The 25,150-nt window shown below is 70.1% G+C and carries 27 protein-coding genes; 12 read left to right on the top strand and 15 right to left on the bottom strand.

Translation table 11 applies throughout. The annotated features are described in order from the left end of the window. Positions 1 to 36 precede the first annotated feature (36 nt). The 3 genes from ABEA39_RS06710 (at position 37) to ABEA39_RS06700 (ending at position 3,172) form a co-directional block, all read left to right on the top strand. Positions 37 to 1,239 (top strand): aminotransferase-like domain-containing protein, encoded by a 1,203-nt coding sequence (locus ABEA39_RS06710; protein WP_345374641.1) that lies wholly within the window; start codon positions 37 to 39, stop codon positions 1,237 to 1,239. An 83-nt stretch (positions 1,240 to 1,322) separates the two neighbouring features. After that, positions 1,323 to 1,787, top strand: coding sequence for a phage tail protein (locus tag ABEA39_RS06705; protein ID WP_345374639.1), 465 nt, complete (start codon positions 1,323 to 1,325; stop codon positions 1,785 to 1,787). Positions 1,788 to 1,900: 113 nt separating this feature from the next. Further along, entirely contained in the window at positions 1,901 to 3,172 is a 1,272-nt protein-coding gene (locus ABEA39_RS06700; protein ID WP_345374637.1) for a Fic family protein, read from the top strand. Positions 3,173 to 3,199: 27 nt separating this feature from the next. Here ABEA39_RS06700 and ABEA39_RS06695 read toward each other — a convergent pair whose 3' ends face one another. The 3 genes from ABEA39_RS06695 to ABEA39_RS06685 are packed head-to-tail and all read right to left on the bottom strand — an operon-like array spanning position 3,200 to position 5,012. Further along, the gene (locus ABEA39_RS06695) at positions 3,200 to 3,973 is read right to left on the bottom strand and encodes a ferredoxin reductase (protein WP_345374635.1); all 774 of its coding nucleotides are present in this window, start codon (positions 3,971 to 3,973) and stop codon (positions 3,200 to 3,202) included. Next, a complete protein-coding gene (locus tag ABEA39_RS06690) occupies positions 3,970 to 4,554 on the bottom strand; it encodes a molybdopterin-dependent oxidoreductase (RefSeq protein ID WP_345374633.1) in 585 nt (194 codons plus the stop codon). Before ABEA39_RS06690 ends, ABEA39_RS06695 begins: the two co-directional genes overlap by 4 nt. After that, complete coding sequence (locus ABEA39_RS06685; protein ID WP_345374629.1) at positions 4,554 to 5,012, bottom strand: winged helix-turn-helix transcriptional regulator; 459 nt, start codon at positions 5,010 to 5,012, stop codon at positions 4,554 to 4,556. The genes ABEA39_RS06690 and ABEA39_RS06685 overlap by 1 nt, the downstream gene beginning before the upstream one ends. 132 nt (positions 5,013 to 5,144) lie before the next feature. Between ABEA39_RS06685 and ABEA39_RS06680 the strand changes: the two genes are divergently transcribed. Further along, the gene (locus ABEA39_RS06680; RefSeq protein ID WP_345374626.1) at positions 5,145 to 5,816 is read left to right on the top strand and encodes an FMN-dependent NADH-azoreductase; all 672 of its coding nucleotides are present in this window, start codon (positions 5,145 to 5,147) and stop codon (positions 5,814 to 5,816) included. A gap of 93 nt (positions 5,817 to 5,909) precedes the next feature. On the opposite strand, the gene ABEA39_RS06675 is transcribed toward ABEA39_RS06680, so the two are convergent. The 7 genes from ABEA39_RS06675 to mobA form a co-directional block, all read right to left on the bottom strand. Further along, positions 5,910 to 6,404, bottom strand: coding sequence for a MarR family winged helix-turn-helix transcriptional regulator (locus ABEA39_RS06675; RefSeq protein WP_345374623.1), 495 nt, complete (start codon positions 6,402 to 6,404; stop codon positions 5,910 to 5,912). 9 nt (positions 6,405 to 6,413) lie between these two features. Then, entirely contained in the window at positions 6,414 to 7,199 is a 786-nt protein-coding gene (locus ABEA39_RS06670) for an SDR family NAD(P)-dependent oxidoreductase (protein WP_345374621.1), read from the bottom strand. A gap of 87 nt (positions 7,200 to 7,286) precedes the next feature. Further along, a complete protein-coding gene (locus ABEA39_RS06665) occupies positions 7,287 to 9,623 on the bottom strand; it encodes an FdhF/YdeP family oxidoreductase (RefSeq protein WP_345374618.1) in 2,337 nt (778 codons plus the stop codon). Next, positions 9,620 to 10,504: a formate dehydrogenase accessory sulfurtransferase FdhD gene (gene fdhD / locus ABEA39_RS06660; RefSeq protein WP_345374615.1), complete on the bottom strand. Its 885-nt coding sequence runs from the start codon at positions 10,502 to 10,504 to the stop codon at positions 9,620 to 9,622. The genes ABEA39_RS06665 and fdhD overlap by 4 nt, the downstream gene beginning before the upstream one ends. A 58-nt stretch (positions 10,505 to 10,562) precedes the next feature. After that, a complete protein-coding gene (locus ABEA39_RS06655; RefSeq protein WP_345374612.1) occupies positions 10,563 to 11,762 on the bottom strand; it encodes a molybdopterin molybdotransferase MoeA in 1,200 nt (399 codons plus the stop codon). Continuing rightward, positions 11,759 to 12,016, bottom strand: a complete 258-nt coding sequence (locus ABEA39_RS06650; protein WP_345374609.1) for a DUF6457 domain-containing protein — start codon at positions 12,014 to 12,016, stop codon at positions 11,759 to 11,761. The genes ABEA39_RS06655 and ABEA39_RS06650 overlap by 4 nt, the downstream gene beginning before the upstream one ends. Positions 12,017 to 12,024: 8 nt before the next feature. Continuing rightward, entirely contained in the window at positions 12,025 to 12,648 is a 624-nt protein-coding gene (gene mobA, locus ABEA39_RS06645) for a molybdenum cofactor guanylyltransferase (protein WP_345374606.1), read from the bottom strand. 71 nt (positions 12,649 to 12,719) lie between these two features. On the opposite strand from mobA, the gene ABEA39_RS06640 reads away from it, so the two are divergent. The 5 genes from ABEA39_RS06640 to ABEA39_RS06620 all read left to right on the top strand — a co-directional run bounded on the left by ABEA39_RS06640 (position 12,720) and on the right by ABEA39_RS06620 (position 18,418). Beyond that, complete coding sequence (locus ABEA39_RS06640) at positions 12,720 to 15,059, top strand: ATP-binding cassette domain-containing protein (protein WP_425556934.1); 2,340 nt, start codon at positions 12,720 to 12,722, stop codon at positions 15,057 to 15,059. Between the two features lie 70 nt (positions 15,060 to 15,129). Further along, positions 15,130 to 15,414, top strand: a complete 285-nt coding sequence (locus ABEA39_RS06635; RefSeq protein ID WP_345374602.1) for a hypothetical protein — start codon at positions 15,130 to 15,132, stop codon at positions 15,412 to 15,414. A gap of 11 nt (positions 15,415 to 15,425) precedes the next feature. Continuing rightward, positions 15,426 to 16,310 (top strand): SDR family oxidoreductase, encoded by an 885-nt coding sequence (locus ABEA39_RS06630; protein ID WP_345374600.1) that lies wholly within the window; start codon positions 15,426 to 15,428, stop codon positions 16,308 to 16,310. Between the two features lie 280 nt (positions 16,311 to 16,590). Further along, positions 16,591 to 16,788 (top strand): hypothetical protein, encoded by a 198-nt coding sequence (locus ABEA39_RS06625; protein ID WP_345374598.1) that lies wholly within the window; start codon positions 16,591 to 16,593, stop codon positions 16,786 to 16,788. A 22-nt stretch (positions 16,789 to 16,810) separates the two neighbouring features. Continuing rightward, positions 16,811 to 18,418 (top strand): ABC-F family ATP-binding cassette domain-containing protein, encoded by a 1,608-nt coding sequence (locus ABEA39_RS06620; protein WP_345374596.1) that lies wholly within the window; start codon positions 16,811 to 16,813, stop codon positions 18,416 to 18,418. 4 nt (positions 18,419 to 18,422) lie between these two features. Here the strand turns inward: ABEA39_RS06620 and ABEA39_RS06615 are convergent, their stop codons facing one another. After that, positions 18,423 to 20,255 carry a sigma-70 family RNA polymerase sigma factor gene (locus tag ABEA39_RS06615; RefSeq protein ID WP_345374594.1) on the bottom strand — a complete coding sequence of 611 codons (1,833 nt, stop codon included), beginning with the start codon at positions 20,253 to 20,255 and terminating at the stop codon, positions 18,423 to 18,425. A gap of 221 nt (positions 20,256 to 20,476) precedes the next feature. Here ABEA39_RS06615 and deoC point away from each other — a divergent pair, with 221 nt between their 5' ends. Then, on the top strand, positions 20,477 to 21,184 hold the full coding sequence (gene deoC, locus ABEA39_RS06610) for a deoxyribose-phosphate aldolase (protein ID WP_345374592.1): 708 nt from the start codon (positions 20,477 to 20,479) through the stop codon (positions 21,182 to 21,184). A gap of 28 nt (positions 21,185 to 21,212) precedes the next feature. Beyond that, complete coding sequence (locus ABEA39_RS06605; RefSeq protein ID WP_345374590.1) at positions 21,213 to 21,464, top strand: glutaredoxin family protein; 252 nt, start codon at positions 21,213 to 21,215, stop codon at positions 21,462 to 21,464. Between the two features lie 43 nt (positions 21,465 to 21,507). On the opposite strand, the gene ABEA39_RS06600 is transcribed toward ABEA39_RS06605, so the two are convergent. From ABEA39_RS06600 to ABEA39_RS06590, 3 genes are all read right to left on the bottom strand, one after another. Next, positions 21,508 to 21,777 carry a helix-turn-helix domain-containing protein gene (locus ABEA39_RS06600; RefSeq protein ID WP_345374588.1) on the bottom strand — a complete coding sequence of 90 codons (270 nt, stop codon included), beginning with the start codon at positions 21,775 to 21,777 and terminating at the stop codon, positions 21,508 to 21,510. Between the two features lie 110 nt (positions 21,778 to 21,887). Next, positions 21,888 to 22,634 carry an SDR family NAD(P)-dependent oxidoreductase gene (locus tag ABEA39_RS06595; protein ID WP_345374586.1) on the bottom strand — a complete coding sequence of 249 codons (747 nt, stop codon included), beginning with the start codon at positions 22,632 to 22,634 and terminating at the stop codon, positions 21,888 to 21,890. Between the two features lie 109 nt (positions 22,635 to 22,743). Continuing rightward, complete coding sequence (locus ABEA39_RS06590; protein ID WP_345374584.1) at positions 22,744 to 23,385, bottom strand: acyl-CoA-like ligand-binding transcription factor; 642 nt, start codon at positions 23,383 to 23,385, stop codon at positions 22,744 to 22,746. Between the two features lie 95 nt (positions 23,386 to 23,480). Between ABEA39_RS06590 and ABEA39_RS06585 the strand changes: the two genes are divergently transcribed. After that, positions 23,481 to 24,422 carry a zinc-binding dehydrogenase gene (locus ABEA39_RS06585; RefSeq protein ID WP_345374582.1) on the top strand — a complete coding sequence of 314 codons (942 nt, stop codon included), beginning with the start codon at positions 23,481 to 23,483 and terminating at the stop codon, positions 24,420 to 24,422. Between the two features lie 73 nt (positions 24,423 to 24,495). Here ABEA39_RS06585 and ABEA39_RS06580 read toward each other — a convergent pair whose 3' ends face one another. Then, positions 24,496 to 25,080, bottom strand: a complete 585-nt coding sequence (locus ABEA39_RS06580) for a type 1 glutamine amidotransferase domain-containing protein (protein ID WP_345374580.1) — start codon at positions 25,078 to 25,080, stop codon at positions 24,496 to 24,498. Between the last annotated feature and the right edge of the window lie 70 nt (positions 25,081 to 25,150).

Below are 25,150 nucleotides of genomic sequence, written 5' to 3'. Positions count from 1 at the left end.
CGATCCCCTTCGCATCCCCCCTTCCAGGAGCAGAGAATGACCATCGCCGCACCCCGATCCACCCGCACCAAGCCCGCCCTCATCGAGGCGTTCACCGTCCCCAAGGGCTTCGGCGACCAGACGCTCCGCGACCCCCGGCCCGATGCCATCGAACTGCTCGGCGGGATCCCCGACCCGTCGGTCCTGCCGGCGGACGCCCTCGCCGAAGCCACCCGTCGGGTCCTCTCGGTGCCGGGGCTGCCTTCGCTGCAGTACTCGCGCACCGCCGGCATCTCGCCGCTCCGCGAGTGGATCGCGGAGCGCGAAGGCGTGCCCGTCGAGCGGATCATCGTCACGAACGGCGGGTTCCACGGACTCTCGCTCGCCATCCAGGTCGTCCTCGAACGCGGTGACCTCGTCGCCGTCGACAACCCGATCTTCCCGCTGTTCCTCCGCGGTCTCGAGCTCGCCGACGGACGCGCGCTGCCCATTCCCGTCGGACCCCACGGCATCGACCTCGACGCCCTGGAGCGCACCCTCGAGGACGGCGCCCGCCCGGCCGCCCTCTACACGGTGCCGGACTTCCACAACCCGACCCAGGGCTCGCTCTCCGCGGCGGACCGCCATCGCCTGGTCGCGCTCGCCGAGGCGTACGACTTCGTCGTGTTCGCCGACAACCCCTACCGCGAGCTCTGGTACGGGGACGCCCCCGAGCCCGTCGATGCGTTCAACCTCTCCGAGCACGTCGTCCACGTGAACACCTTCACCAAGACCCTCGGACCGGGCCTGCGCCTCGGATGGATCGTGGTGCCCGAGCGCTTCAGCGCCGACGTCGTCGCCCTCCGGAGCCGTCAGGACTCGCACAGCTCGACTTTCGTCCAAGCCGTCATCGGCGAGCTGGTCACGTCCGACGCCGGCCTGTTCGACCGGACGCTCGACCGGGCGCGGGCGCTCTACCGGACCCGTGCCGAGACCCTCGCCAACGCCCTCGAGGCATCGGCTCCCGGAGCGTTCGAGGTCACCGTGCCGGGCGGCGGACTCTTCCTCTGGCCGAAGCTCACCGACGACTCCCTCGACGCCGACGCGCTCGCCGCAGCGGCGTCGCGGGAGGGCGTCGAGTACCAGCGCGGCAGCTTCTTCCCGTCGGGGCCCGGCACGGACGCCGACCGACACCTCCGTCTCGCCTACGGGCACGTCGACGCGGCGAAGCTGCAGGAGGCGGCGGTGCGTCTCGCGCGGGCGGTGGCCTCGCTCTCCTGACGGCGATCCGCGGAGAATCGACGGACTCCCGGGGGAATCGGTCTGCGCTACGTTCGTCACTACCAGCGCAGACAGGAGTCCCCATGCCGTACACCGTCGATTTCGTGAACGTCTCCACGACCGGCCTCGAATCGTCCCCGGTCGCGGAGACGCTCGCGGGCCTCCGTGCGAACGAGGCTCGGTACTACAAGACCAAGTACGACCACGTGTTCACGACCACCCCCGCCGCCGAGGCGCCCGAGGCCGTCGAGCGCGTCGCCCGAGTGCTGAAGGACGAGCGCGACATCGTGATCGAATCGACCCCCCTCGAGGCGACCGACTTCGAGGTCGAGGGTCTGCGCATGACATACGTGTTCTACGAGTCGGGGCTGTCCATCAACGTGATGTACGCCGTCGAGGACGGAGGCAAGCGTGCGGTGGGCTTCAAGCTGTCGGACGGCATGGAGGTGCCCGCCGAGCTCGAGTCGCGCTTCAAGTTCGCACGGCAGAAGTCCAAGCTCGCCGGCACGATCCGTGGCTCGTACTTCGTGATCAAGGGCGAGTACTGACGCCCTGATGCGAGACGATCGGGTCGCCCTAACCTTGGTCGGGTCGAACGAAAACCAACTTTAGATGGGCTAAAGTTGTTCGCGTCCGAGAGATCGACCGTGAGGCGGCGCGCATGTACTACGTCGATCTGCTGTGGAATCCCGAAGACTCCGGCCACCTCAGCCGAAAAGACCGCACGCCAGGTCGCTACCGGGCCTACGTACCCGACGAGCTTCCGCGCGATCTCCCCGCTCTCCCGCCCGACGTGTCGGACTCGGCAAGCGATGCGCTCGCGGTCCTCGCCCGGGCCGACGAGCGCATCGGTGTCCGGGGCGGCTTCCTCAATCACCTGCTGATCCGGTCCGAGAGCATCTCGTCGTCCTGGATCGAGGGCAACCGGGTCACGCCCAAGAAGCTCGCCATCGCCGAGCTCCTGCAGCAAGGCAATCGAGTCGCCTTGGACGTCGTGGCGAACGTGCGCGCCACCGAGGCGGCCATCGAAACGCTCGCCGACAACGAGCGCGAGGTCTCGCTCGAAGACATCGAGCGCCTGCAGCATGTCATCGAGCCGTCCATCGGTTTCGGGATCCGTCAGGAGCAGAACTGGGTCGGAGGCAGCGGCTGGTCTCCGCTTCGGGCCGACTTCGTCCCGCCTCCCGAAGGCGAGGTCCGGCGTCTGCTCACGAACCTCGCCGACTTCGTGTCGGTCAGCACCGGCAATCCCATCGTCCGGGCCGCCATCGCGCACGCCCAGTTCGAGACGATCCACCCGTTCATCGACGGCAACGGCCGCACGGGCCGTGCTCTCATCCACACCGTGCTCAAGAGGGCGGATGCCCTGCGCCACATCCTGGTACCGATCAGCACCGTTTTCGCCGGCGACGTCGACTCGTACATCGCCGGCCTCACGGCCTACCGGCAGGGCCGTGTCGACGACTGGGTCCTGCGATTCGCCGAGGCGACCGAGCTGGCCGCTGCAAACGCCCTGCGATTGTCCGACGACATCGCCCGTGTTGACGACGATGCCATCGCGCGGCTCATCGGATTTCGGTCGTCGCAAGGTCTGTCTCCTGCAGTGCCCCGTCGCGATTCGGTCGTCCTGCGAATTCTCGCGGGTCTCGCCTCCGAACCCGTGGTCACCACCGAGTCCGTCGCGAACCGTCATGGGGTCTCCCTCGTCGCCGCGCAGAGCGCCTTGACTCAGCTCGCCGAGGCGGGGATCCTCTCCCGCAGCAAGGACCACAAGGGCCGCCTGGTGGCGTGGACGGCCGATCGACACCTGGCGCTCGTCGCTCTGACGGAGAGGAGCAACCGGGTCGGTGGCGGGGACACGGCGAAGGTTTCGCCGAAAGCCGGGCCACCGCGCCCCGATCCAGCCGCGGTCGAAGCCCTCAGGCCCGAATAGACGAGCTGTCGCAGAATCGGGCAGGGGTCAGACGCCGCCGAAGCGCTCCGTGCGGATCGACTCGGGCGAGTGCCCGTGGGCGAGCAGGAGATCGGTGACGTGCTGCACGAAGCCGTTCGGGCCGCAGACGTAGATCGCGCCGGCCGATGGCCGCTGGACGAGAGCCGCCACGTCGGCCGCGGTGAGCCGGCCGGGCTGCCGCGGCCAGTCGGGCGGGGCGGAGCGGGTGTAGGCGACGTCGACGGAGACGCCCCGGGCATCCCCCGGCTCGGCCCCCTCTGCCAGCCCGGCGATCTCGTCTCGGAAGTAGACCTGCTCGGGCGACCGGACGGAGTACAGGAGCCGCATCGGGCTGTCGCTGCCGCTCGCGAGGCGGGCACGCAGGATCGCCAGGAGCGGGGCGACGCCGGATCCGCCGCCGATGAGCTGGACCGGCCCGGGGTCGGTGTCGCGCCAGACGAACCAGCCCCCGATCGGCCCGCGCACCTCGACCTCGTCGCCGACCTCGAGCCCCTGCACGAGGTAGGGGGAGACCTCGCCGTCGGGCAGTTCTTCGACGGTGATCTCGACCTCGTCAGGAGCGAGGCGGGGGATGCCGGCACCGGCGGGGCTGCCCGAGGGAGTCGCCGACAGGGAGTACGAGCGCACCGCCTGGTAGCCGTCGTCGGCTGTCAGCCGGATATCGATGTGCTGACCCGGCACGACGGCGCCGACCCCGTCGACCTTGAGTCGCACGGTGCGGGCGGTGGCCGTCTCGGGGCGCGCCGCGACGCAGCGGGCGGCTCGCCACTCGGTCGTCACGAGTAGCGCTCCTCCTTCCAGGGGTCGCCGTGGTTGTGGTAGCCGTAGTTCTCCCAGAAGCCGGGCCGATCGGTGGCCATGGTCTGGATGCCCTGCAGCCACTTCGCGCTTTTCCAGAAATACAGGTGCGGCACGAAGAGCCGGGCGGGCCCGCCGTGCTCGCTCGACAGGGGCGCCCCCTCGAAGGTGTGGACGACCCAGGCCTTGCCGCCGAGGAGGTCTTCGAGCGGGAGGTTCGTCGTGTAGCCGCCGTAGCTGCGCGCCAGGGCGTATCGATGCTCGGTCGGCAGGCCCTCGAACAACGTGTCGACCGAGACGCCCCGCCAGTGCGTGCCGAGCTTCGACCAACTGGTGACGCAGTGGATGTCGGTCGTGACGTCTTCTTGGGGGAGGGCGAGGAAGTCCTCCCAGCTCCAGGAGCGCTGACCCGTCTCGGTCGCGAGCTGGAGCTCCCACACCTTGATGTTCGGGTCGGGCCCCGCCGTCAGAACGGGGAAGCCCCGCTCGAAGTGCTGGCCCGGCGGCAGCGGTGGCAGGGACGGATCGACGCGGCGGCTGGCGAATCCGGTGAACCCGACCATCAGCGCCCCCTCCGTGCCCGAGTCGCCGCCGCCGCCTCGAGCTCGGCGGCTTCGGCCGCGGCACGGATGCGGTTCTCGCGAATCGTCTCGAAGTGGGTGGAGGCCCAGCCGATCAGAGCCGAAGCGGCATCGAGAAGGCTCAGACCCAACGGAGTCAGCTCGTACTCGACCCGCGGTGGCACCTCGGCATAGGCGGTTCGCGTGAGGATGCCGTCTTGGCGCAGTTGCGAGAGCGTGAGCGTGAGCATGCGCTGCGAGATGCCGGGCACCAGCTCGTGCAGGTGGGTGTAGCGCTTGGGGCCGTCGTGCAGATGGGCGATCACGAACAGGGTCCATTTGTCGCCGACCCGGTCGAGGATCTGCCGCACGAACTGCCCGTTCTCGACCGGCAGGCGTCCGCAGGCGTCGACCACCGCGGAAGCGGTGTCGATCGGTTCGTCGAGCACGGTGGAGGTCACGAGGGCCCTTTCGTCGGGGAGGTGCGGGAAGCCGCGCAAGGCGGGTGGCCGGTGTGCGATACGGACACCGATGTGCCTTTTGCACGCCCCCCGATTCTCACCCATCATGGCCCTACGAACAAGTCGTAAGTAATGACCCGAGAAAAGAGCCTCATGTCCTACCTCCTCCACATCGACGCCTCCTCCCTGACCGACTGGTCGGTCTCGCGCAAGGTCGCCGCCTCGTTCCTCGAGACCTACGAGGGCGACGTCGTCCACCGCGACCTCGCCGTGACCCCCGCTCCGCACCTCACCGAGGCCGGCATCATGTCCTGGCGGACGGCGCCCGAGGCGAGGACTCCGGAGCAGGCCGCGGCGGCGGCCGTCGCCGACGAGCTGGTCGACGAGTTCCTCGGTGCGAGCGCGTACCTCTTCACCGTGCCGATGTACAACTACTCGATGCCCTCTGTCTTCAAGGCGTGGCTCGACCAGGTCTCGATCGTGGGGCGCACCATGCACGTGCAGGAGGGCTCCGCCGCCGGCCGCGAGGCACTCGTCGTCGTCCCGCGGGGCGGCTCGTACGGCCCGGGCACTCCGAGCGACGGCCTCGACTTCCTGCTGCCGACCCTCGAGGTCGCGCTCGGCTCGCACGGTCTCGGTCTCGTCGTGACGTCGATCGTCCCGGAATGGACCCTCGCCCCGATCTCCCCGGCGCTCAGCGGCTTCTCGGCCGAGTACGAGGCCTCGTTGGCCGCATCGCACGAACGGGCCCGCGAGCTGGGGGCCGCGTGGTCGGAGGCGGCGGGCGACCGCGCTTCGGCCTGAGACGGGAGCGGCCCGGGCGTCGGCGGCGTCGAGGGCGACGGGCCGGGGGATGCACGACCCGAAGACAGCAGGGCCGTGCATCCCGCGCTCGACCTACGCCTCGCCTTCGGCCTCGAGCTGTTCGGCGAGGCGACCGGTCGCCCTCTGCAGCACCCGTCGCGCGACGGCCAGGTCCGCCTCGTCGATGTCGGCGAACGCGTGGGCTGCGGTCACCGGGTCGGGCAGCGTGGGCCAGAGGGTGCGCCCCGCTTCGGTGACTTCGAGCAGGCGCTGTCGCTGATCGCGCGTGCCGGCGGTCTGAGTGACCAGGCCCTTGCGGACGAGAGTCGCCACGACGCCGCTCATCGTCGCCCGCTCGACCTTCAAGAGCTGACCGAGGTCGCGCTGCATCGTCGGGCCCACGTTGACGAGCTGGTAGAGCACGTACCACTGCGTCGGGCCGAGGTCGTGCTCGCGCAGTCGCGACTCGAGCAGACTTCGCGACGTCAGGTAGTACTTCTTGGCCCACGCGCCGACGGAGTCGTGGACGTCGACCGGTTCGGAGGGGTGTGCCTCGGGCTCGGAGGCGGGGGAGCGGTCGTCAGGCACCCGACATGGTTACCACGGAATCGTGGTGTCCTCCCAGCGGGTGAAGGTGCCGGTCGGGCCGTCGGGGCCGAGCAGGGCGACGCGCACGACCTCGCGCGAGCCCTCCTCGATCGTGTCGGTGCCGTTGAAGTTGTTGAGGGCCGTGCTCGTGTAGCCCGGCGAGACGAGGTTGATCTTGATGTCGGTGTCTTCGAGCTCGACCATCATGGCCAGGGCCATGGCGTTCTCGGCCGCCTTGGACGCCGGGTACACCGGGCCGAACATCGAGTGGTACGGGTAGGTCGGGTCGGCGTTGGCCGTCAACGATCCGACGCCGCTCGAGACGGTGACGATCCGGGCATCCACCCCCTTGCGGAGCAGCGGCAGCATGGCCTGGTAGACCGCGACGACTCCGAACACGTTGACGTCCCACACCGCGCGGATCTCGTCGAGGGAGGCCGTGCTGGCTTTCGACGACGCGGCGTTCTCCTCGGGCGTGCGGTCGGCGCCGCCGACGTTCGAGATGCCGGCGTTGCTGACGAGCAGGTCGAGGCGGCCGTAGGTCGCGTCGATCGTCGCAGCGGCTCGGGCGATGGAGGCGGTGTCGGTGACGTCGATCTGCAGGGCCGTCGCGCCCTGGCCGATCTCGGCGGCGGCAGCTTTGCCCCGGGCGAGATCGCGGGATCCGACGAACACGGTCACGCCGGCGGCCGCGAGCTCGAGGGCGACCTGTCTGCCGACCCCCTGATTGGCACCCGTCACCAGGGCGATGCGACGTGGGGTGGTGGACGGAGCGGTGGTCTCTTCTGTGGGCATGGTGCTCTCCTCGTGGATCGGCGACGCAAATCGTTCGCTACCTGACAAATATTGTCAGGTAGCAAACGATTTGTCCACCGATCCCGGTCAGATCGCCGCCGGGACGGTCGGGGCGCCCGATGGCTCGCCGGCAGGAGTGGCCGCGACCACCCGGACGAGGATCGCCTTCGAGACCGGCGTGTTGCTCCCGATGGAGGCGCTGTCGAGCGGCACGAGCACGTTCGCCTCGGGGAAGTAGGCCGCGGCGCAGCCCCGAGCGGTCGGGTACGAGACGACGCGGTAGTTGCGGAGCACCCGCTCGACGTCGTCGGTCCACTCGGTGAAGACGTCGACGTGCTGCCCGTCGACGAGGCCGAGCTCGTCGAGGTCGTCGGGGTTGATGAAGACCACCTCACGCCCCTTCTTGATGCCGCGGTAGCGGTCGTTGAGGCTGTAGATCGTGGTGTTGTACTGGTCGTGCGACCGCAGGGTCTGCAGGAGCAGTCGCCCTTCCGGGCGCTCCACGTGCTCCAACTCGTTGACGGTGATGACGGCCTTGCCGACCTTCGTCGGGAAGGTCCGGGAGTCGCGCGGGCCGTTCGGGAGGACGAAGCCGTCTCGGCTCCGGATCCGCCTGCTGTAGTCCTCGAAGCCCGGCACGACGCGGCTGATGTGGTCGCGGAGGGTGTCGTAGTCGTCCTCGAACGACTGCCAGTCGACCGGAACGCGGTCGCCGAGCGTCGCCTGGGCCAGCCGGCTCACGATGGCGACCTCGGACAGCAGGTTCGGTGCCACCGGCGGCACCTGCCCGTGGCTGCCGTGGACGGAGCACACCGTGTCTTCGACGGAGACGAACTGCGGGCCGGCCTTCTGGATGTCGATCTCCGTCCGGCCCATCGTGGGGAGGATGAGGGCCTCGTCGCCCACGACGGCGTGCGAGCGGTTGAGCTTGGTGGACACCTGCACGGTCATCTCGGTGCCGCGCATGGCCTTCTCGGCCAGAGCCGTGTCGGAGATCGCGGCGACGAGGTTCCCGCCCATGCCCATCCAGAACTTGATCTCGCCCTTCTGCATGCCGGTGATGCCCTTCAGGGCGTCGACGCCGTGCGCCCGCGGCGGGTCGAAGTGGAACTCGGCCTGCAGCGCGTCCAGGAACTCGTCGGACATCTGCTCCCAGATGCCCATCGTGCGGTCGCCCTGCACGTTGCTGTGACCGCGGATGGGCGACGCGCCCGCCCCCGGCTTGCCGATGTTGCCGCGCAGGAGGAGGAGGTTGATGATCTCCTTGATCGTGTCGACGGCTTTACGGTGCTGCGTGATGCCCATCGCCCAGGTGATGATGACCCGGTCCGACTCGAGGTAGCGCTTCGCGAGCTCGTCGATCTCGGTGCGGGCGAGCCCGGTGGCCAGCAGCACCTCGTCGTCGTCGACCTGCGCGATGTGCTCGCGGAAGGCTCCGAGCCCGACGGTGTGGGAGGCGAGGAAGTCGTGGTCGAGCACGGTGCCGGGCGCGCGGTCCTCCGCCTCGAGCACCCGCTTGGCGACCGCCTGGAGGAGGGCCATGTCGCCGCCCAGACGGATCTGGAGGAACTGGTCGGCGATGTCGGTGCCGCGCCCGACGACGCCGCGCGCGGTCTGCGGGTTCTTGTAGCGGCGGAGTCCGGCCTCGGGCAGCGGGTTGACGGCGACGATCTTCGCGCCGTTCTTCTTCGCGTCTTCGAGGGCGGTCAGCATGCGCGGGTGGTTCGTGCCCGGGTTCTGGCCGAGCACGATGATCAGGTCGGCCTTCTCGAAGTCGTCGTAGGCGATCGTCGACTTGCCGATGCCGACCGTCTCCGACATCGCGAGCCCGGTGGATTCGTGGCACATGTTCGAGCAGTCGGGCAGGTTGTTCGTGCCGAACGCCCGCACGAAGAGCTGGTATGCGAACGCCGCCTCGTTCGAGGTCCGCCCCGACGTGTAGAACGAGGCCTCGTCGGGAGAGGCGAGCGAGTTGAGCTTGGCACCGACGATCTCGAAGGCCCGCTCCCAACTGACGATCTCGTAGTGGTCCGCGCCCGCGGGCTTGTGGACGGGTTTCGTGAGCCTCCCCTGCATCCCCAGCCAGTACTCCGACTTCTCGAGAAGGTCGTCGAGGGAGTGCTCGGCCCAGAAGCCGTCCGGCACCAGCACCGGGTTGGCCTCCCAGGTGACCGCCTTCGCGCCGTTCTCGCAGAACTCGGCGACCTTGCGGTGGTCCGGGTCGGGCCAGGCGCAGCTCATGCAGTCGAAGCCGTCCTTCTGGTTCAGCGACGTCATGAGCTTGACGGTGCGGACGAGACCGAGCTGCTTGATGGCCGGCTCCATCGAGTGGAGCACCCCGGGCACCCCGGCGGCCCAGCTCCGCGGTTCGCCGACTTCGAGGTCGTCGTCGGAGACGTCGTCGACGGGAGGCTTCTGGGTCACTGGCGGGTTCCTGACGTGAGGGGGACGGGGACGGAGGCCGAAGTGGGGGCCGGCACGCCGAGGCGATCCGGTCGGGAGTAGACGACCATGTTGGCTCCGCGGAGGAAGCCGACGATCGTGACGCCGAGCTCTTCGGCCAGATCGACGGCGAGCGACGACGGCGCCGAGACGGCCGCCATCATCGGGATCCCCGCCATCGAGGCCTTCTGGGTCAGCTCGAAGGAGGCGCGACCGGACACCATCAGCACGTGGCCGGTGAGGGGCAGCAGGTTCTCCTTCACGGCCCAGCCGATCACCTTGTCGACCGCGTTGTGACGGCCGACGTCTTCTCGCAGGATCAGCATCCGTCCGGTCCGGCCGTCGAAGAGCGCGGCCGCGTGCAGTCCGCCGGTCTTCTCGAAGACGTCCTGGCCGGCTCGCAGCGCGTCGGGGAAGGTCGCGAGCAGCGCCGGGTCGACGACGAGGGGATCGTGCAGGACGGCGTGCTGCGACTTGGTTCGGACGGCGTCGATGGACGCCTTGCCGCAGAGCCCGCACGAGCTCGTCGTGTAGAAGGCGCGGGCGAGGCTGGGATCCGGGGCGGGGACTCCCGGCGCCAGGGTGACGTCGAGCACGTTGTAGGTGTTCAGCCCCTCGACGGTCGCGCCGGCGCAGTAGCGGGCCCCGAAGAAGTCGTCGCCCACCGAGATCACGCCCTCGGAGACGAGGAACCCGGCGGCCAGGTCGAAATCGTTACCCGGTGTCCGCATCGTGATGGCGAGCGACTCCCCGCCGACACGGATCTCGAGCGGCTCCTCCACGGCGAGGAAGTCCATGGTCTTCCGGGGTTCGCCGCCGACGGTCAGGCGGGTCACCGGCTTTCGCGCTGTGATTCGTCCCATGGGTCAGGTCTACCCCGTCGACGGCCCCACCGATAGCCGGGCGTCGATCGTCAGGGCGTCACCACGGCAGATCGATCGCGGGGACGACGTCGCCCGCCCGAGCGCCCCCGTCGGGCACGACCAGCAGCCCCGAAGCGTCCGCCAGCCCGCGGAGCATGGCCGACGATTGCCGCGGCATCGCCACGGCCCCCTCGTCGGTCGCCCGGAACGCCTGGACCAGGACACCGGGCCGGGGATGCTCGACACCGGTCGCGAGGACGACTCGCCCCGGCAGGCGGTGCCGCCGGCCGAGCAGCCCCTCGATCAGCGGGACGCCGACGACGACCAGCCCGACCAGCGCCGCCATCGGATTGCCCGGCAGGCACAGGTACAGCGTCTCTCCCCGCCGCGCGAGGAGGAGTGGCTGACCGGGCCGCATCGCGACCCGATCGACGACGAGCTCGGCCCCGAGGCGGGCGAGCGCTTCACGGACGTGGTCGGCGCTGCTGTGCGCCGTGCCACCCGTGGTGACGACGAGGCCGACGTCGGGGCGGTCGAGCGCAGCGACCGTGGCGTCGAGCCGGTCGCCGACCCGGTCGCTCGACACCGGATCGGCGCCGAGGGAGCGCAGGATGCTCGGCACCTGCACCGAGAAGACGTCGCGCACGAATCCGGGTTGCGGCAGGCCCTCGCCGACGATCTCGTCGCCGAGCACCGCCAAGGCCGCCCGGGGCGGTCGGACCACCGGCAGGGCGTCGAGTCCGCAGACGGCCGCCACGGCGACGCGCGGAGGTGTGAGCAGCGTGCCGGCCTCGAACAGGAGGTCGCCCGGTTCGGCCTCCTCACCCGCACGCCGGATGTGGCGGGGAGCCGGTCGGGAGCCGGGGTGCGACGGACCGGAGGCCGCCTCGTCGGTCGACACGAGCATCCCCCGCTCGATCCGCCCCGACTCGGAGCGGAGGACTCGGGCGGTGCCTCGAGGGACGGCGGCTCCCGTGGTGACGGGGCGGGCGGTTCCCGGCGCCAGAGGAGTCGCGTCGACCGCACGGCCGGCCACGATGGGCTCGCCGAGAGTCCACGGTCCGTCGCCCGAGACCGCCCAACCGTCCATCGCCGAGGCGTCGAACCCGGGCACGCGGCCCGGGGAGCGGACGTCGTCGGCGAGAGTATGGCCGACAGCGTCGCCGAGAGGGACGAGCTCGAGGCCGCGGGGATGCGAGAGACCGGCTTCGTTGGCGGCAGCGCGGGCCTCGAGCCAGTCCGCCCGAGCGAGCGTCACGCCGGGTCGGCCGTCGCGAGCGCACTCGCCGTGGCGATCGCGCGCTCGACGTCGGCGCGAGCCCCGCCCTCGAGCCCCGCCGCGTAGCCGGCCAGGAACGTCGTGAGGGGGGCCGCGGGTCGGGCGACACCGTGCGCCGCGTCGCGAGCGAGGTCGAGCACGGCGGGGATGTCGACGACGAAATCGGCGGGCAGGCCGAGCGCTTCGGTGAGGCGCTGGGCCCAGAGGGCGAGCTCCGGAGGGGTGTCGGTCATGGCCTCACTCAATCAGTCGACGGCTCGGGAGGCCATTCGACACCTAGACGGTCGACGTCGTCGGGCGTGTCGACGTCGCCGCAGAGGCGGCTCGGCACCGGCACCTCGACGAGCGCCAGATCGGTGAGCAGACGGCGGAACGACAGCCCGGCCACGGACCCGTCGAGGGCGAGATCATCGAGGCGGCGCCGCAGGGCCGGGGCGGAGTAGAGGGCGAGCAGCGGCTGTCGCCGTCCGTCGTCGTCGACGGCGACCACGCCCTCGGCGTTCTCGGAGGAGTCGGATCCGATCGCTCCCTCGAAGAGAGCGCGCACCGCCTCCGGCGCTCGCGGGAGATCGCAGGCGAGCACGAGGACGCGGGCCGCCCGCGGTTCCGGCAGGGCGACCAGGCCCGCGGCGAGGGCGGCGACGGGACCGGACCACGGCGGGTCCTCCCGTGTCACGACGACGCCGTCGGGCGGCACGACCTCGGGCCGTAGCCCGACGACGACGGTTCTGCGTGCGCCCCGGGCGGCCTCGAGGGCCCGATCGAGCAACGTCGTCCCGGCGACGAGGAAGGCCGTCTTGTCTCGGCCTCCGACCCGGGAGGCGCGCCCTCCGGCGAGCAGGACGGCGTCGAACGGCAGCGGCATGCGTCCATCCTCCGCCCCGGCCTGTGGAGAACGGGGGATGCTCGGGGCCGGGTTCCGTCACAATGGTCGCCATGACCGAGACCATCCGCGTCCAAGGCGCCCGCGAGAACAACTTGAAAGACGTGAGCGTCGAGATTCCCAAGCGCAAGCTGACGGTCTTCACCGGGGTGTCCGGGTCGGGCAAGAGCTCGCTCGTCTTCGGCACGATCGCAGCGGAGTCGCAGCGCCTCATCAACGAGACGTACAGCGCTTTCGTGCAGGGGTTCATGCCGTCGATGGCCCGCCCCGAGGTCGACGTGCTGGAGGGGCTGACGACGGTCATCATCGTCGACCAGCAGCGGATGGGCGGCGACACCCGCTCCACCGTGGGCACCGCCACCGACGCCAATGCGATGCTGCGCATCCTCTTCTCCCGTCTCGGTTCTCCGCACATCGGGTCGCCGAACGCGTTCTCCTTCAACACGGCTTCGGCCTCGGGCGGCGGCACGATCACCGTGAACGGGAAAACCGAGTCGCGGGGCTTCTCCCGGCTCGGTGGCATGTGCCCGCGCTGCGAGGGGCGCGGCCGGGTGTCCGACATCGACCTGACCGAGCTGTTCGACGACTCGAAGTCGCTCCTCGAGGGCGCCATCACCGTGCCCGGCTTCACAGGCGACGGGTGGATGACCCGCATCTACAACGAGTCCGGCTTCTTCGACCCGGCGAAGCCGATCCGCGACTTCGACGCCGCCGAACGAGAGGCCTTCCTCTACAAGGAGCCCGTCAAGATCAAGGTGAACGGCATCAACCTCACCTACGAGGGGCTCGTGCCGAAGATCCAGAAGTCGATGCTGTCGAAAGACCGCGACTCGCTGCAGCCGCACGTGCGGGCGTTCGTCGACCGGGCCGTCACGTTCACGGCCTGCCCCGACTGCGGCGGTTCCCGGCTGAGCGAGGCCGCCCGCTCGTCGCGCATCGGCAGGGTCAACATCGCCGCCGCCTGCTCCTGGGAGATCCGCGACCTCGCCGAGTGGGTGCGGGGCCTCGACGAGCCGACGGTCGCGCCGCTGCTCGCCGGCCTCCAGCGCACCCTCGACTCCTTCGTCGACATCGGCCTCGGCTACCTGTCGCTCGACCGGGCCTCCGGCACCCTGTCGGGCGGTGAAGCCCAGCGGGTCAAGATGATCCGGCACCTGGGCTCCGCCCTCACCGACATCACCTACGTGTTCGACGAGCCGACGACCGGGCTCCACCCGCACGACATCCAGCGCATGAACGAGCTCCTGCTGCAGCTGCGCGACAAGGGCAACACCGTGCTGGTCGTCGAACACAAGCCGGAGACCATCGCGATCGCCGACCACGTCGTCGACCTCGGGCCGGGAGCCGGCGCGAACGGCGGCACGGTCTGTTTCGAGGGGTCGGTCGACGGCCTGCGGGGCAGCGACACGGTCACGGGCCGCCACTTCGACGACCGCGCCGCGCTCAAGACCGGCGCCGCCCTGCGCCGCGCCACCGGGCAGCTCGCAATCCGCGGGGCGAGCTCCCACAACCTGCAAGACGTCGACGTCGACATCCCGCTCGGCATCCTCACCGTCGTGACCGGTGTCGCCGGGTCCGGCAAGAGCTCGCTGATCCACGGTTCGGTGCGGGGCGCCGCCGGCGACGAGACCGTCGTCACCATCGACCAGAGCGCCATCAAGGGCTCTCGGCGCAGTAATCCGGCCACGTATTCCGGACTCCTCGAGCCCATCCGCAAGGCGTTCGCGAAGGCCAACGGCGTGAAGCCCGCGCTGTTCAGCTCCAACTCCGAAGGCGCCTGCCCGGCCTGCAACGGCGCCGGCGTGATCTACACCGACCTCGGCATGATGGCCGGGGTGTCGAGCACCTGCGAGGAGTGCGAGGGCAAGCGCTTCGACGCGTCGGTGCTCGAGTACCACCTCGGCGGCCGCGACATCAGCGAGGTGCTCGCGATGCCCGTCTCGGAGGCGCACGCGTTCTTCGGCGACGGCGAGGCGCGCATCCCCGCTGCCACGGCGATCCTGACCAGACTGGCCGACGTCGGTCTCGGGTACCTCACCATCGGCCAGCCGCTCACCACGCTCTCCGGCGGAGAGCGCCAGCGGCTCAAACTGGCCGTCCACATGGGGGAGAAGGGCGGCCTCTACGTCCTCGACGAGCCGACGACGGGGCTGCACCTCGCCGACGTCCAGCAGCTCTTGGGCCTCCTCGATCGTCTCGTCGACTCGGGCCGATCCGTGATCGTCATCGAGCACCATCAGGCCGTCATGGCCCACGCCGACTGGATCATCGACCTGGGGCCCGGGGCCGGACACGACGGCGGCCGCGTCGTCTTCGAGGGCACGCCCGCGGCCCTCGTGGCCGACCGGACGACGCTCACCGGGCAGCACCTGGCGGCCTACGTGGGGGCGTGAGCCGGCCGATGCGGCCGGGGCGGCAGACGACGACGGGCCCCCTCGAAGCACCGGGTCGTAGGCTGCGGGCATGCCGCACATCGTCTACGCCGGTCAGAAGATCGCCATCAGCTCGTCCCAGCTCGTCGACGTGAAAGACAAGCTGCGCGAAGCGGCCGAAGCCGGCCGATCGCTCGACCTGACGCTGGTCGACGCCGACGGTCGAGCCTCGTGGTTGTTCTGGACCCCGGGCGCCCCCATCGTCATCAACGACGGCGACATCCCGGCGCCTCAGCAGATGGCCTTCCCCGACCTCGCGGCCCTCGGCTTCCCGGGCTTCCCCGAGCCGCCGCAGCAGCGCCGCGTCGGCTTCTGACGGGCCCCGCCGTGAGCATCCTCCTGGCCGGTTGCGGCGACCTCGGCATCGCCGTCGGCCGGCGATTCGAGGCCCGAGGCGAGCAGGTCGTGGGCGTCCGTCGACGCACCGACCTCCTGCCCGCCTCGTTCGAGAAGCAGTCCGTCGACCTGCGTCGTGAGCGTCCGACCGTCGCCGACGACACCAGCCTCGTCGTGGTCTCGCTGACGGCGGGGGAGCGCACCGCGGCGGCCTACGAAGAGAGCTACCTGGGCGGCCTCGGCCACGTGCTCGACGCGGTAGGCGCCTCGGCAGCGGCCCCGCGCATCCTTCTCGTCTCGTCGACCGCCGTGTACGGCACGCGCGACGGCAGCTGGGTGGACGAGACCACGCCGGCCGAACCGACCTCGCCCACCGGTCGGGTGCTGCGCCGCACCGAAGAACTCCTCGCCGAGAGGGCGGGGGATGCCCCGATTCTCCGTCTGGGAGGCATCTACGGCCCCGGCCGCGAACGCCTGATCGACCAGGTGCGATCGGGAACCGCGACGATCCCGGCGCACCCTCAGCACACCAACCGCATCCACCGCGACGACGCCGCCGCGGCCATCGTCCACCTGGCCACGCGGGATGCACCGCCCCCGCTCGTCGTCGGCGTCGACGACGAGCCCGCCGAACTCGGCGACGTGCTGCGGTTCCTGGCGCAGGAGCTGGGGTTGCCCGAGCCCCGCCACGAACCCGTCCGCCCGTCCGAGGGCGCCACCGGACCGGAGTCGACCCCCGCTCGGAACGAGGGTCCCGGCGACAAACGCCTGCGCAACACCCTCCTTCGTTCTACCGGGTTCGAGTTCGCCTACCCGACCTTCCGAGAGGGCTATCGGGCGCTCCTGGCCGGCTCGCCGGCAGCCGGGGTGCGCTGAGTCCGCCACTTCCCCCGCTGCACCCGTACCCCGATCGTCGACCACCCGCTCCGCACCTGAACGCTGACCCCCAGTCCGGATCGATCGCGCGCGACCGTCGTACGCTGACGAGTGGAAGCCCCGGACCCGGCTCCCACCCGCATCACGAGCGACCAGCCGGCCGGAACAGCACCCTCACCACATTCCGGGTCTCGCACAGAAACCGTCTCACCAGCGGTTGTCTCTCGAACAGGATCAGCCGGTTCGTGCCGCTCTTCATCGATCGATCGAGGAGTCCACCATGCAAGGAATCGCTCTCTACCGCCCAGCCCAGGGCGGCGACATCCGCCATCTCGAACGGAACGCCCCGACGAGAAAACGTCTCGAGCACGTGCTCGAAGACGCCGTCCCCTCCGGTGGCGTCGTGCTGGGCATCGTCCTGGTGCCCGACGAGGGTCGGCACCTCCACCTGATCCAGCCCGAGCGGCGGGCGTCCTAGCCCGGCCTGCGAAGATGGGCGCATGAGCCTCATCCGTCTGCACGACGTCTCCCTCCGTTTCGAGAACGCCCCGATCCTGCGCGAGGCGTTCCTGCGGCTCGAGGCGAAGGACCGCATCGGGCTGATCGGCCGGAACGGCACCGGCAAGACCACGATCCTGAAGCTCGTCCTCGACCAACTCCAGCCCGACGAGGGCACGGTCACCGTCGAGGACGGGCTGAGGATCGGCTACTTCTCGCAGTTCTCGACCCTCGACGGCACGCAGACCATCGTCGAGGTCCTCGAGGGGCTCTTCGGCCACATCCACGACATCGAGGCCGAGCTGAAGAGCATCGAGCAGGCCGTCGCCGACGGCTACGCGACGACGCCCGAGGGCAGCCCCGAGCTCGAGGCCCACATCGACCGACAGGCGCAGCTCTTCGAGGAGATGGACCGCCTGGACGGCTGGGACTACCAGCGCCACATCGACACCGCGCTCTCCACGCTCGGCTTCGTCGACGAGCACCGCACCGTGCCGATCGACGACCTGTCGGGAGGGTGGCGGAACCGCGCCGCCCTCGCCAAGATCGTGCTCGAGCATCCCGACGTCCTGCTCCTCGACGAGCCGACCAACTTCCTCGACGTCGCCGGGGTCGAGTGGCTCGAGGCGTGGTTCCGCGACTTCTCGGGCGCGGCGATCGTCGTGTCGCACGACCGGCAGTTCCTCGACGCGGTCGTCACTCGCATCGTGGAGGTCGAGAACTTCCACCTGCACGAATACCCCGGAAACTTCGGCGAGTACATCGTGCAGAAGCAGTTCCGCCTCAAGACGCTCGAGGCCCAGTTCGTGCACGAGAACGAGCTCCTCGCGTTCGAGGCCGAGGGCATCAGCGACCGGCGCGAGGCCGCGAAGGCCGCCAGTCGCGGGCTCGACAAAGACCTGGCGAAGATCAAGAAGGCGCGGACCCCCCGGCCGGTCGACGAGATCATCACCGAGATCTACAAGGGCCTCCACGTCAAAGACGTGCTGTGCCGGGTCGAGGGCCTGGCGAAGTCGTACGGCGAGCGGACGCTCTTCGAAGGGCTGTCGTTCGAAGTGCGGCGCGGCAATCGGATCGTGGTGCTCGGCGCCAACGGCAGCGGGAAGAGCACGCTGCTCCGGGTGCTCACGGGAGAAGAGAAGCAGGACGCCGGGTCGGTGGCCTGGGCATCCGGCGCCAAGGTGGTCTCGTACAACCAGGTGCTCGACGACCTCGACGACTCCGACACCGTGACGCACGCCGTCAACGCCTACCCCGACAGCCTCGCCATCACCGCGACCCGCAAGTCGGTCGGGCGCTTCCTGGCGATGTTCCAGTTCTCCGAAGCCGACCTCAAGAACCGCATCGGCAACCTCTCGGGAGGGCAGCGCGCGCGTGTCGCGATGGCGCAGTGTCTGCTGTCGGGGGCCTCGGTGCTGCTGCTCGACGAGCCCACCAACCACCTCGACATGCCCAGCACGCAGGTGATGGAGAGAGCGCTGCAGCACTTCCCGGGTGCCGTCGTCGTGGTCTCGCACGACCGGTTCTTCAGTGACAAGGTGGCCAATCGCAAGCTGGTCTTCGGCGCGGCCGGCGCCGCCGTGGGCGAGATCGAGGTCGCCGCCGCCTGAACGGTCAGGGAGCCACGGCCACCGTGAACCCGAGAGACGTCGACGAGGGAGCCCTGGCCGCACCGACCACGTAGGTCGCCGTCACCGTGTACTCGCCGGCCGGTAGAGCACCGCCTCCCACCGTCTGGGCGGACAGGGTCAGCGTGCCGTCGGCGCCGAAGACGAACACGCCCTGGTCCGTCCCGTTCAAGCGGACGTCCACGCTCGTCCCCGGCCAGCCGCTCAGATGCACGGGCACCGCCGACGGTGGGTACGACTGCCCGTCCGCATCGGTGAAGCTCGGGACGAACGCGAACGGTCCTACCGTCGTGGCCGCAGAGACGTTGCCCGCGGCGTCGGTCGCCGTCACCAGGACCCCTGGGAGGATCGGGGTCAGCCCGGTGACGACCCCGGTCGCCCAGAGCCCCGTGGGCCCCGCGCTCACCGTGGCCAGCACGGTGCCATCGGCCAGTTCGACGGTGATCGTCGCCAGGGGTTCGGCGGTGCCGTTCAGCTGTAGGGGGAGTAGTTGGGCGGCGACCCAGGTCGTGAGCACGGTCGGCGGGGCGGGCGGCGTCGTGTCGACGGTGGGAGCGGCGGGCGTCGGCGGGGCCGAGGGCGTCGTGGGTGCGGAGGGCGTCGGGGTGGCTGTCGCCGACGGCGAGGGGGCGGGGGCGGGCGTGCTGGTGGGCACCGGGCGGCGAGCGGGGGATGCCCGGGGTGACGGGCCGGGCACGACGACTGCGATCGGGGGCGTCGCCGTCGCGGACGGTGCGGCCGGGATGCTCGCCGATGCCGTGGGGGCCGCGAGCGGCGCGCTCCCTCGACCCGAGCCTCCCCCGACCGTCTGCGTCGTCGAACCGGCGGTCGCCACCGGACCGGGCGGCGAGAGCGCGACGACGGCCACGGTGATGACGGCGGCCGCCGTCACCGACGATGCCAGGACGAGGGGCCAGCGATGCGCGGGATGCACGACCGCGGTCAGACGGACACTCGCCGCCGAGACGGCCGAGACCTGAGCGCCGGAGGCCAGGTGCCTCGAGAAGGCGAGGGCAGCGGCCCCGCCGAGCACGAGCGGCAGGAGCACGAGCCCCAGGCGACCCGAGAGGTCGTCCACCTCCTCGGCGATGACGCGGCATCTTGTGCAGGTCTTCAGGTGGGCATCCACCATCGCCTCGTCGCGCTGCGACAGGGTGCCGAGCGACCATCCGCCCACCTTCGCGAGCACCTCGCGGTGGCTGCCCGTCTGCGCCGCCTCGGAGACGTGCCCCTGCAGCCAGGCCTCGCGGAGGGCCGCTCGTGCCCGGAAGGCCAGGGCGGCGACGGCGTTGGCCCCGATGCCCATCAACTCGCCGGTCTGCCGGGCGGAGAGCTGTTCGACCTCGGTGTACCAGAGCACGTTCTGCCATCGTTCGGGCAGGGCTCGGAACGCGCGAGCGGTCACGCTCCGGTCGAGCGCCCCCTCGACGGGATCGTCGGCGCCGTCGAGCGCGATGCCGTCGGCCTCGTCGCCCAGCGGGAGGGTCGGAGGCAGGCGCAGACGACGGTGGGCGAGGTTCCGGATCGTGACGTAGAGGTAGGGGCGGAAGGTGGCGCGAGGGCCGCCGCCGTTCCGGAGGGTCTCGAGGATCGTCGCGAACGCCTCGGCGACCACGTCCTCCGGTTCGGCGAGGTCGCGGAAGCTGCGAGCAGCGACGAGCGCGGCCTTGGAGTGGCGTCGCCAGATCTCGCCGTACGCGTCGGAATCGCCGGTCCGCGCATCGCGGAGGAGGTTCTCGTCGGAGGTGAGGTGCAAGCGCTTGGCGGTCTGGCGGCTCGGGCGGGAGCGGGACCCCTCCGTCGCGACCGCCTTCACCATTGCGTCAGTGTAGGTGGCGGGGAAGGCGCATCCGGGTGGACACCGCGAGCCGGAAAAAAGTCGGCCCGACCGCGTAAGGAAATCGGACGATCCGGCTCTTAACCCGTGATCCGCTCGGTCGGAAGGCGACCCGAACCCCTTCCGGCAGGCGATCAGCCCGGAACGCGCGGCGGCCCGGCCCGGCACCCACCGGGGCCGGGCCCCCGGGTATCGTGCTCCTCATGACCACCACGCCTCTTCCCTCCGCCGAGATCGCCCGCCTGATCGACCACACGCTGCTCAAGCCCGAAGCGACCGTGGCCGACGTCGAGGCCCTCGTGGCCGAGGCGGTCGACCTCGGCACCTATTCGGTCTGCGTGTCGCCGTCGATGCTGCCGGTCGCGATCCCCGAGGGGTCGGGCCTGAAGGTGGCGGCCGTCTGCGGATTCCCCAGCGGCAAGCACACGTCGGCGATCAAGGCTGCCGAGGCCGCCGAGTCGGTGGCCCGCGGGGCCGACGAGATCGACATGGTGATCGACGTCGGGGCAGCGAAAGCCGGATCGTTCGACGCGGTCGAGGCCGACATCGCGGCCGTCCGTCGCGCCGTTCCCGCGCCGACCGTGCTCAAGGTGATCATCGAGGCCGCCGCGCTGACCGACGACGAGATCGTCGGGGCCTGCCGGGCCGCCGTCGCTGCCGGCGCGGACTTCGTGAAGACCTCCACGGGCTTCCACCCGGCGGGCGGCGCCAGCGTCCACGCCGTCGAACTCATGGCGCGCACCGTCGAGGGGCGACTCGGCGTCAAGGCCTCCGGCGGTGTCCGCACCATCGAGGATGCCCGGGCCCACGTCGCGGCGGGGGCGACTCGACTGGGCGTCTCGGGTTCGGCCGCGCTGCTCGGGGGAGGGGCCTCGGCCGGTGCCTCCTCGCCCGCCGGCTCCTCGTACTGACGTCAGGCGCGGCGACTACAGTCGTCGCATGGCCACCGATACCGCCCCCGACCGCATCCTGATGTTCGGCGCCGAATGGTGCGGCGACTGCCGCCGGTCCAAGGCGCTGCTCGACCGGCAGGGCGTCGAGTACGACTACGTCGATCTCGAGGCCGTCGACGACGGGGCCGATCGGGCCTACGCCGTGAGCGGTCGTACGCAGATCCCCGTGGTGGTGTTTCCTGACGGCACGTTCTTCGTCGAGCCGACCGACGCCGAGCTCGCGGCGAAGCTCGGCTGAGGCTGCTGAGCGGGGCCTGAGGAGTCGTCAGGGCGCGGCGCCGTCAGGCGGTGAGGGCGTAGAGCTCGGCGTTCTCGCGGGGCCGGGTGCGGTGTTCGAGCCCGACCCGGGCGAGGATCCCTCGGGCCTCGAGGCGGCGGAGGTGTCCCCGCAGCAGCCGGGGATGGCGGTTGGCTCGCCGGCTCAGTTCGGCGATCGTGAGAGGCCCCTCGACGTGAAGGGCGGTGACCAGTCGGCGACGGGTCGCCGAGACGTTGATGAAGGTGGCGTCGGAGAGGTCGGCGACGGTCGCGACCGAGTCAATGATTTCCATAACTACAGTGTGACATATTGATACATCAGTATCAACGATGGTTTTTCGTATCGACAGTTCACCGCAGAACGGCCCGGACCCGAGGGTCCGAGCCGTTCGAGGCGCATCGATCAGTGAGCGGACATACCCGCGTCGATCTTGTGCTCGGCACCCGTGATGTACGAGGACTCGTCCGAGGCCAGGAACAGGACGAGCGAAGAGACCTCGTCGGCCTCGGCGAGACGGCCGAGGAAGATCTCCCGCATGGCGTCTCCGCCGCCCTCGTCGGTGGCTTCGACCATCATCGGCGTGTTGATGAAGCCGGGGTGTACCGAGTTGGCACGGATGTTGTTGGCGCCGTACTCGGAGGCGATGGCTTTCGTCATGCCCCGCGTCGCGAACTTGCTGGCGACGTAGGCGAGGTTCGGGAACCCGTAGTTGGCGCGGAGACCGGCGAGCGACGAGATGTTGACGATCGAACCGATTCCGGCCTTCAGCATCGACGGAATGACCGCCTTGGCGCCGAGGAACTGCGAGTCGGCGTTGATCGACATGACCTTGTGGTACGCGGCCTCGTCGAGGCCGACCGTGTTGACGACCGGGCCGAGGATGCCGGCGTTGTTCACCAGGATGGTGATGTTGCCGAACGTGGCCTCGGTCTCCGTGACGACACGGTCCCAGTCGGCAGCGACGGTGACGTCCTGCTTGATGAAGCGAGCGTTCTCGCCCAGCGAAGCGGCGAGCGCCTGGCCGGCCTCTTCGTTCAGGTCGGTGAGGACGACCTTCGCGCCCTCCTTGATGAAGCGCTTGGCGTGCGACTCGCCCATGCCTCGAGAGGCTCCGGTGACGATGGCGACTTTTCCGTCGAGACGGCCCATTGTGGTTCTCCTTCGTTCTACTTCGAACGGGGTACCGGCGAGAGTGGGAATCACGGTCGTGCGAATTGAGGTACCTCGTACCGTAAAGATAGGACGGGAAACCTGAGAGTTACCCGAGGGGCCGGGAGGCGACGTCGGAGGGGCGGCTCGCAGCGTCGAGCAGCGGTTGCAGGGCATCCCCCAGGGTTGCCAGCTCGGCCTCGAGACTGCTGCGGTCGACGAGCGGGGGATGCGCGGCCCACTCCCGGAGGACGGCGACGTAGGCCGCCTGCATGGCTCCGCCGATCGCCGCAGGGACGACCGAGCCTGCCGGGATACCCGTCCGCTCCTCGATGTAGGAGGCGATCGCGCCGGCCCAGATGTGCCAGTGCTCGGCGGTCTCGCCCGACAGGGCGGCGTCTTCGTCGAGGACCCGGAAGCGGTCGAGCCAGGTGTCGGGAGACGCCTCGCGGGAGAGCCGGGTGGACTCGGCGATCGCCCGGATGATCGACGTCATGACCGAGACGTCGTCGCCGACGTCGAGGCATCCCCGCAGGCGCTCGACAGCCCGGTCGAACTCGCCCCAGACGATGCCGCCCTTGGTGCCGAAATAGCGGAAGAAGGTCGTCCGGCCGATGCCGCCCTCGGCCATGATCGCCTGGACGGTCGTCGCCTCGTAGCCGTCGCGGAGGAGGAGTCCGAAAGCGATCTCCTCGATCACCTCTCGGGACGAGACGGGCGGGCGGCCGCGACGGGGTGCAGAGTCGGTCATGCGTCGAGGCTAAGGCACAGCCTTTGCGGTACGTAGTTCCACTAATATTGACGAGGCCGACGAAGTGGTCGCCGACCACACGAAAGGAACACGCAATGAAGGCTTGGCAGTTCACCGAGGTCGATGTGCCTCTCACCCTGAGCGACGTCGAGACGCCCGCCCCCGCTGCGAACGAGATCGTCGTCCACGTGAAGGCGGCCGGTCTCTGCCACAGCGACGTCGGCTTCATCGACGGCACCCTCACCCCCCTCCTCGGCTTCCACCCGATCACGCTCGGCCACGAGATCGCGGGCATCGTCTCCGCCGTCGGTTCCGACGTCACCGAGTTCACCGTCGGCCAGCGCGTCGGCATCCCCGCCACGATCGAGGACGGCCCCGGCACGGAGAAGAACGGCGGCTTCGCCGAAGAGGTCGCCGTACTCGCCAAGCTCGTCGTGCCGCTGCCCGAGCACGTGCCCTTCGACCAGGCGGCCGCGGCCACCGACGCCGGGCTGACCTCGTACCACGCGGTCAAGGTCCAGGGCCGCGTGTCCGAGGGCATGAAGGTCGGCATCATCGGTCTCGGAGGCCTGGGCTCGCTCGGCGCGCAGGCCGCCCTCGCCCTCGGCGCCAAGCTGTACGTCGCGGAGAAGAACGAGAAGGTCCACGACTACGCCCGCTCCCTCGGCGCGGTCGGCGTCTCCACCGACATCGAGGACTTCAAGGACGACCAGCTCGACGTCATCGTCGACTTCGCCGGCTACGGCACGACGACCGACGGCGCCATCAAGACCCTGCGCCGTGGCGGACGCATCGTTCAGGTCGGCCTGGCACGAGCGACCGGCACGCTCGACCTTCAGACTCTGACGCTCAACGAGATCGAGCTCGTCGGCTCGCAGGCGGGCACGAAGCAGGACCTCGTCGAGGTCCTCGAGCTGATCGAGCAGGGCAAGCTGAAGTCCCGCATCACCGAGATCGGTTTCGACGAGATCGGCGACGGGGTGGGCAAGCTGCAGCGCGGCGAGGTCATCGGTCGCCTGGTCGCCGTCTTCGGCTGAGCGGCGTGAGCACGGCCGCCGAGGGGCGGCCGTGCATCCCCCGCTCTCGGTCTCGGCGGAGCGCCGCGCGAGGCTAGTAGACCGGCTGCTCCGCCGGGGCGTGGTCGGCGAGCACCACGTCGATCTGATGGAGGAAGTCGGGGAGGTCGTCGGGGTCGCGTGACGTGATCAGGGTCCAGTTGTGATTGTCGTCGCGGACCACCGACTGATCGATCCACGAGCCGCCGGCGTTGATGACGTCCGTCTTCAGCGAGCCGTACGACGTCAGCTGCTTGCCGCGGAGAGCGTCGGCTTCGACGAGGGTCCACGGGCCGTGGCAGATGGCCGCGATGGGCCGCTTGGAGGAGACGAACTCCGTGACGATGTCGACGGCGCGCTCGTTCAGGCGAAGGGTGTCGGCGTTGATGGTGCCGCCGGGCACGAGGAGCAGGCCGTAGCCCGTGGTGTCGACGGCGTCGAGGGTCGTGTCGGGCGTCAGGCGCCGGCCCGGGTTCTTGTCGCCCACGAGGGTGACGATCTCGTCGCCGGTCTCGGCGGCGACGGTGACGAGCGCACCGGCATCGCGCAGGTGCTCGAGCGGAACGACGAGTTCGTCTTGTTCGACGCCGTAGTTCGTGACGATGGCGAGGACGCGTCGTCCGTGCAGGTCGGTGGCCATTGTGTGCTCCTTCCGGAACCGGCGGGGTTTGGGCCGATGTGCCTTGCAAGCTACGCCCGCCGTGGTCGAA

The organism is Frondihabitans cladoniiphilus (assembly GCF_039544345.1).
Lineage (GTDB): Bacteria > Actinomycetota > Actinomycetes > Actinomycetales > Microbacteriaceae > Frondihabitans > Frondihabitans cladoniiphilus.
This window is presented reverse-complemented; position numbering and strand designations above follow the sequence as displayed.

Excerpts from the sequence above, each read along its gene's own strand:
- ABEA39_RS06710 (WP_345374641.1), top strand. The coding sequence starts at position 37 with ATGACCATCGCCGCACCCCGATCCACCCGCACCAAGCCCGCCCTCATC.
- ABEA39_RS06590 (WP_345374584.1), bottom strand. The coding sequence starts at position 23,385 with ATGACCGACTCTGCACCCCGTCGCGGCCGCCCGCCCGTCTCGTCCCGA.
- ABEA39_RS06595 (WP_345374586.1), bottom strand. The coding sequence starts at position 22,634 with ATGGGCCGTCTCGACGGAAAAGTCGCCATCGTCACCGGAGCCTCTCGA.
- ABEA39_RS06635 (WP_345374602.1), top strand. The coding sequence starts at position 15,130 with ATGCCGCACATCGTCTACGCCGGTCAGAAGATCGCCATCAGCTCGTCC.
- ABEA39_RS06615 (WP_345374594.1), bottom strand. The coding sequence starts at position 20,255 with ATGGTGAAGGCGGTCGCGACGGAGGGGTCCCGCTCCCGCCCGAGCCGC.
- ABEA39_RS06650 (WP_345374609.1), bottom strand. The coding sequence starts at position 12,016 with ATGACCGACACCCCTCCGGAGCTCGCCCTCTGGGCCCAGCGCCTCACC.
- ABEA39_RS06690 (WP_345374633.1), bottom strand. The coding sequence starts at position 4,554 with ATGGTCGGGTTCACCGGATTCGCCAGCCGCCGCGTCGATCCGTCCCTG.
- ABEA39_RS06600 (WP_345374588.1), bottom strand. The coding sequence starts at position 21,777 with ATGGAAATCATTGACTCGGTCGCGACCGTCGCCGACCTCTCCGACGCC.
- ABEA39_RS06605 (WP_345374590.1), top strand. The coding sequence starts at position 21,213 with ATGGCCACCGATACCGCCCCCGACCGCATCCTGATGTTCGGCGCCGAA.
- ABEA39_RS06680 (WP_345374626.1), top strand. The coding sequence starts at position 5,145 with ATGACCCGAGAAAAGAGCCTCATGTCCTACCTCCTCCACATCGACGCC.
- mobA (WP_345374606.1), bottom strand. The coding sequence starts at position 12,648 with ATGCCGCTGCCGTTCGACGCCGTCCTGCTCGCCGGAGGGCGCGCCTCC.
- ABEA39_RS06580 (WP_345374580.1), bottom strand. The coding sequence starts at position 25,080 with ATGGCCACCGACCTGCACGGACGACGCGTCCTCGCCATCGTCACGAAC.
- ABEA39_RS06700 (WP_345374637.1), top strand. The coding sequence starts at position 1,901 with ATGTACTACGTCGATCTGCTGTGGAATCCCGAAGACTCCGGCCACCTC.
- ABEA39_RS06585 (WP_345374582.1), top strand. The coding sequence starts at position 23,481 with ATGAAGGCTTGGCAGTTCACCGAGGTCGATGTGCCTCTCACCCTGAGC.
- ABEA39_RS06625 (WP_345374598.1), top strand. The coding sequence starts at position 16,591 with ATGCAAGGAATCGCTCTCTACCGCCCAGCCCAGGGCGGCGACATCCGC.
- ABEA39_RS06705 (WP_345374639.1), top strand. The coding sequence starts at position 1,323 with ATGCCGTACACCGTCGATTTCGTGAACGTCTCCACGACCGGCCTCGAA.
- ABEA39_RS06670 (WP_345374621.1), bottom strand. The coding sequence starts at position 7,199 with ATGCCCACAGAAGAGACCACCGCTCCGTCCACCACCCCACGTCGCATC.
- fdhD (WP_345374615.1), bottom strand. The coding sequence starts at position 10,504 with ATGGGACGAATCACAGCGCGAAAGCCGGTGACCCGCCTGACCGTCGGC.
- ABEA39_RS06620 (WP_345374596.1), top strand. The coding sequence starts at position 16,811 with ATGAGCCTCATCCGTCTGCACGACGTCTCCCTCCGTTTCGAGAACGCC.
- deoC (WP_345374592.1), top strand. The coding sequence starts at position 20,477 with ATGACCACCACGCCTCTTCCCTCCGCCGAGATCGCCCGCCTGATCGAC.
- ABEA39_RS06640 (WP_425556934.1), top strand. The coding sequence starts at position 12,720 with ATGACCGAGACCATCCGCGTCCAAGGCGCCCGCGAGAACAACTTGAAA.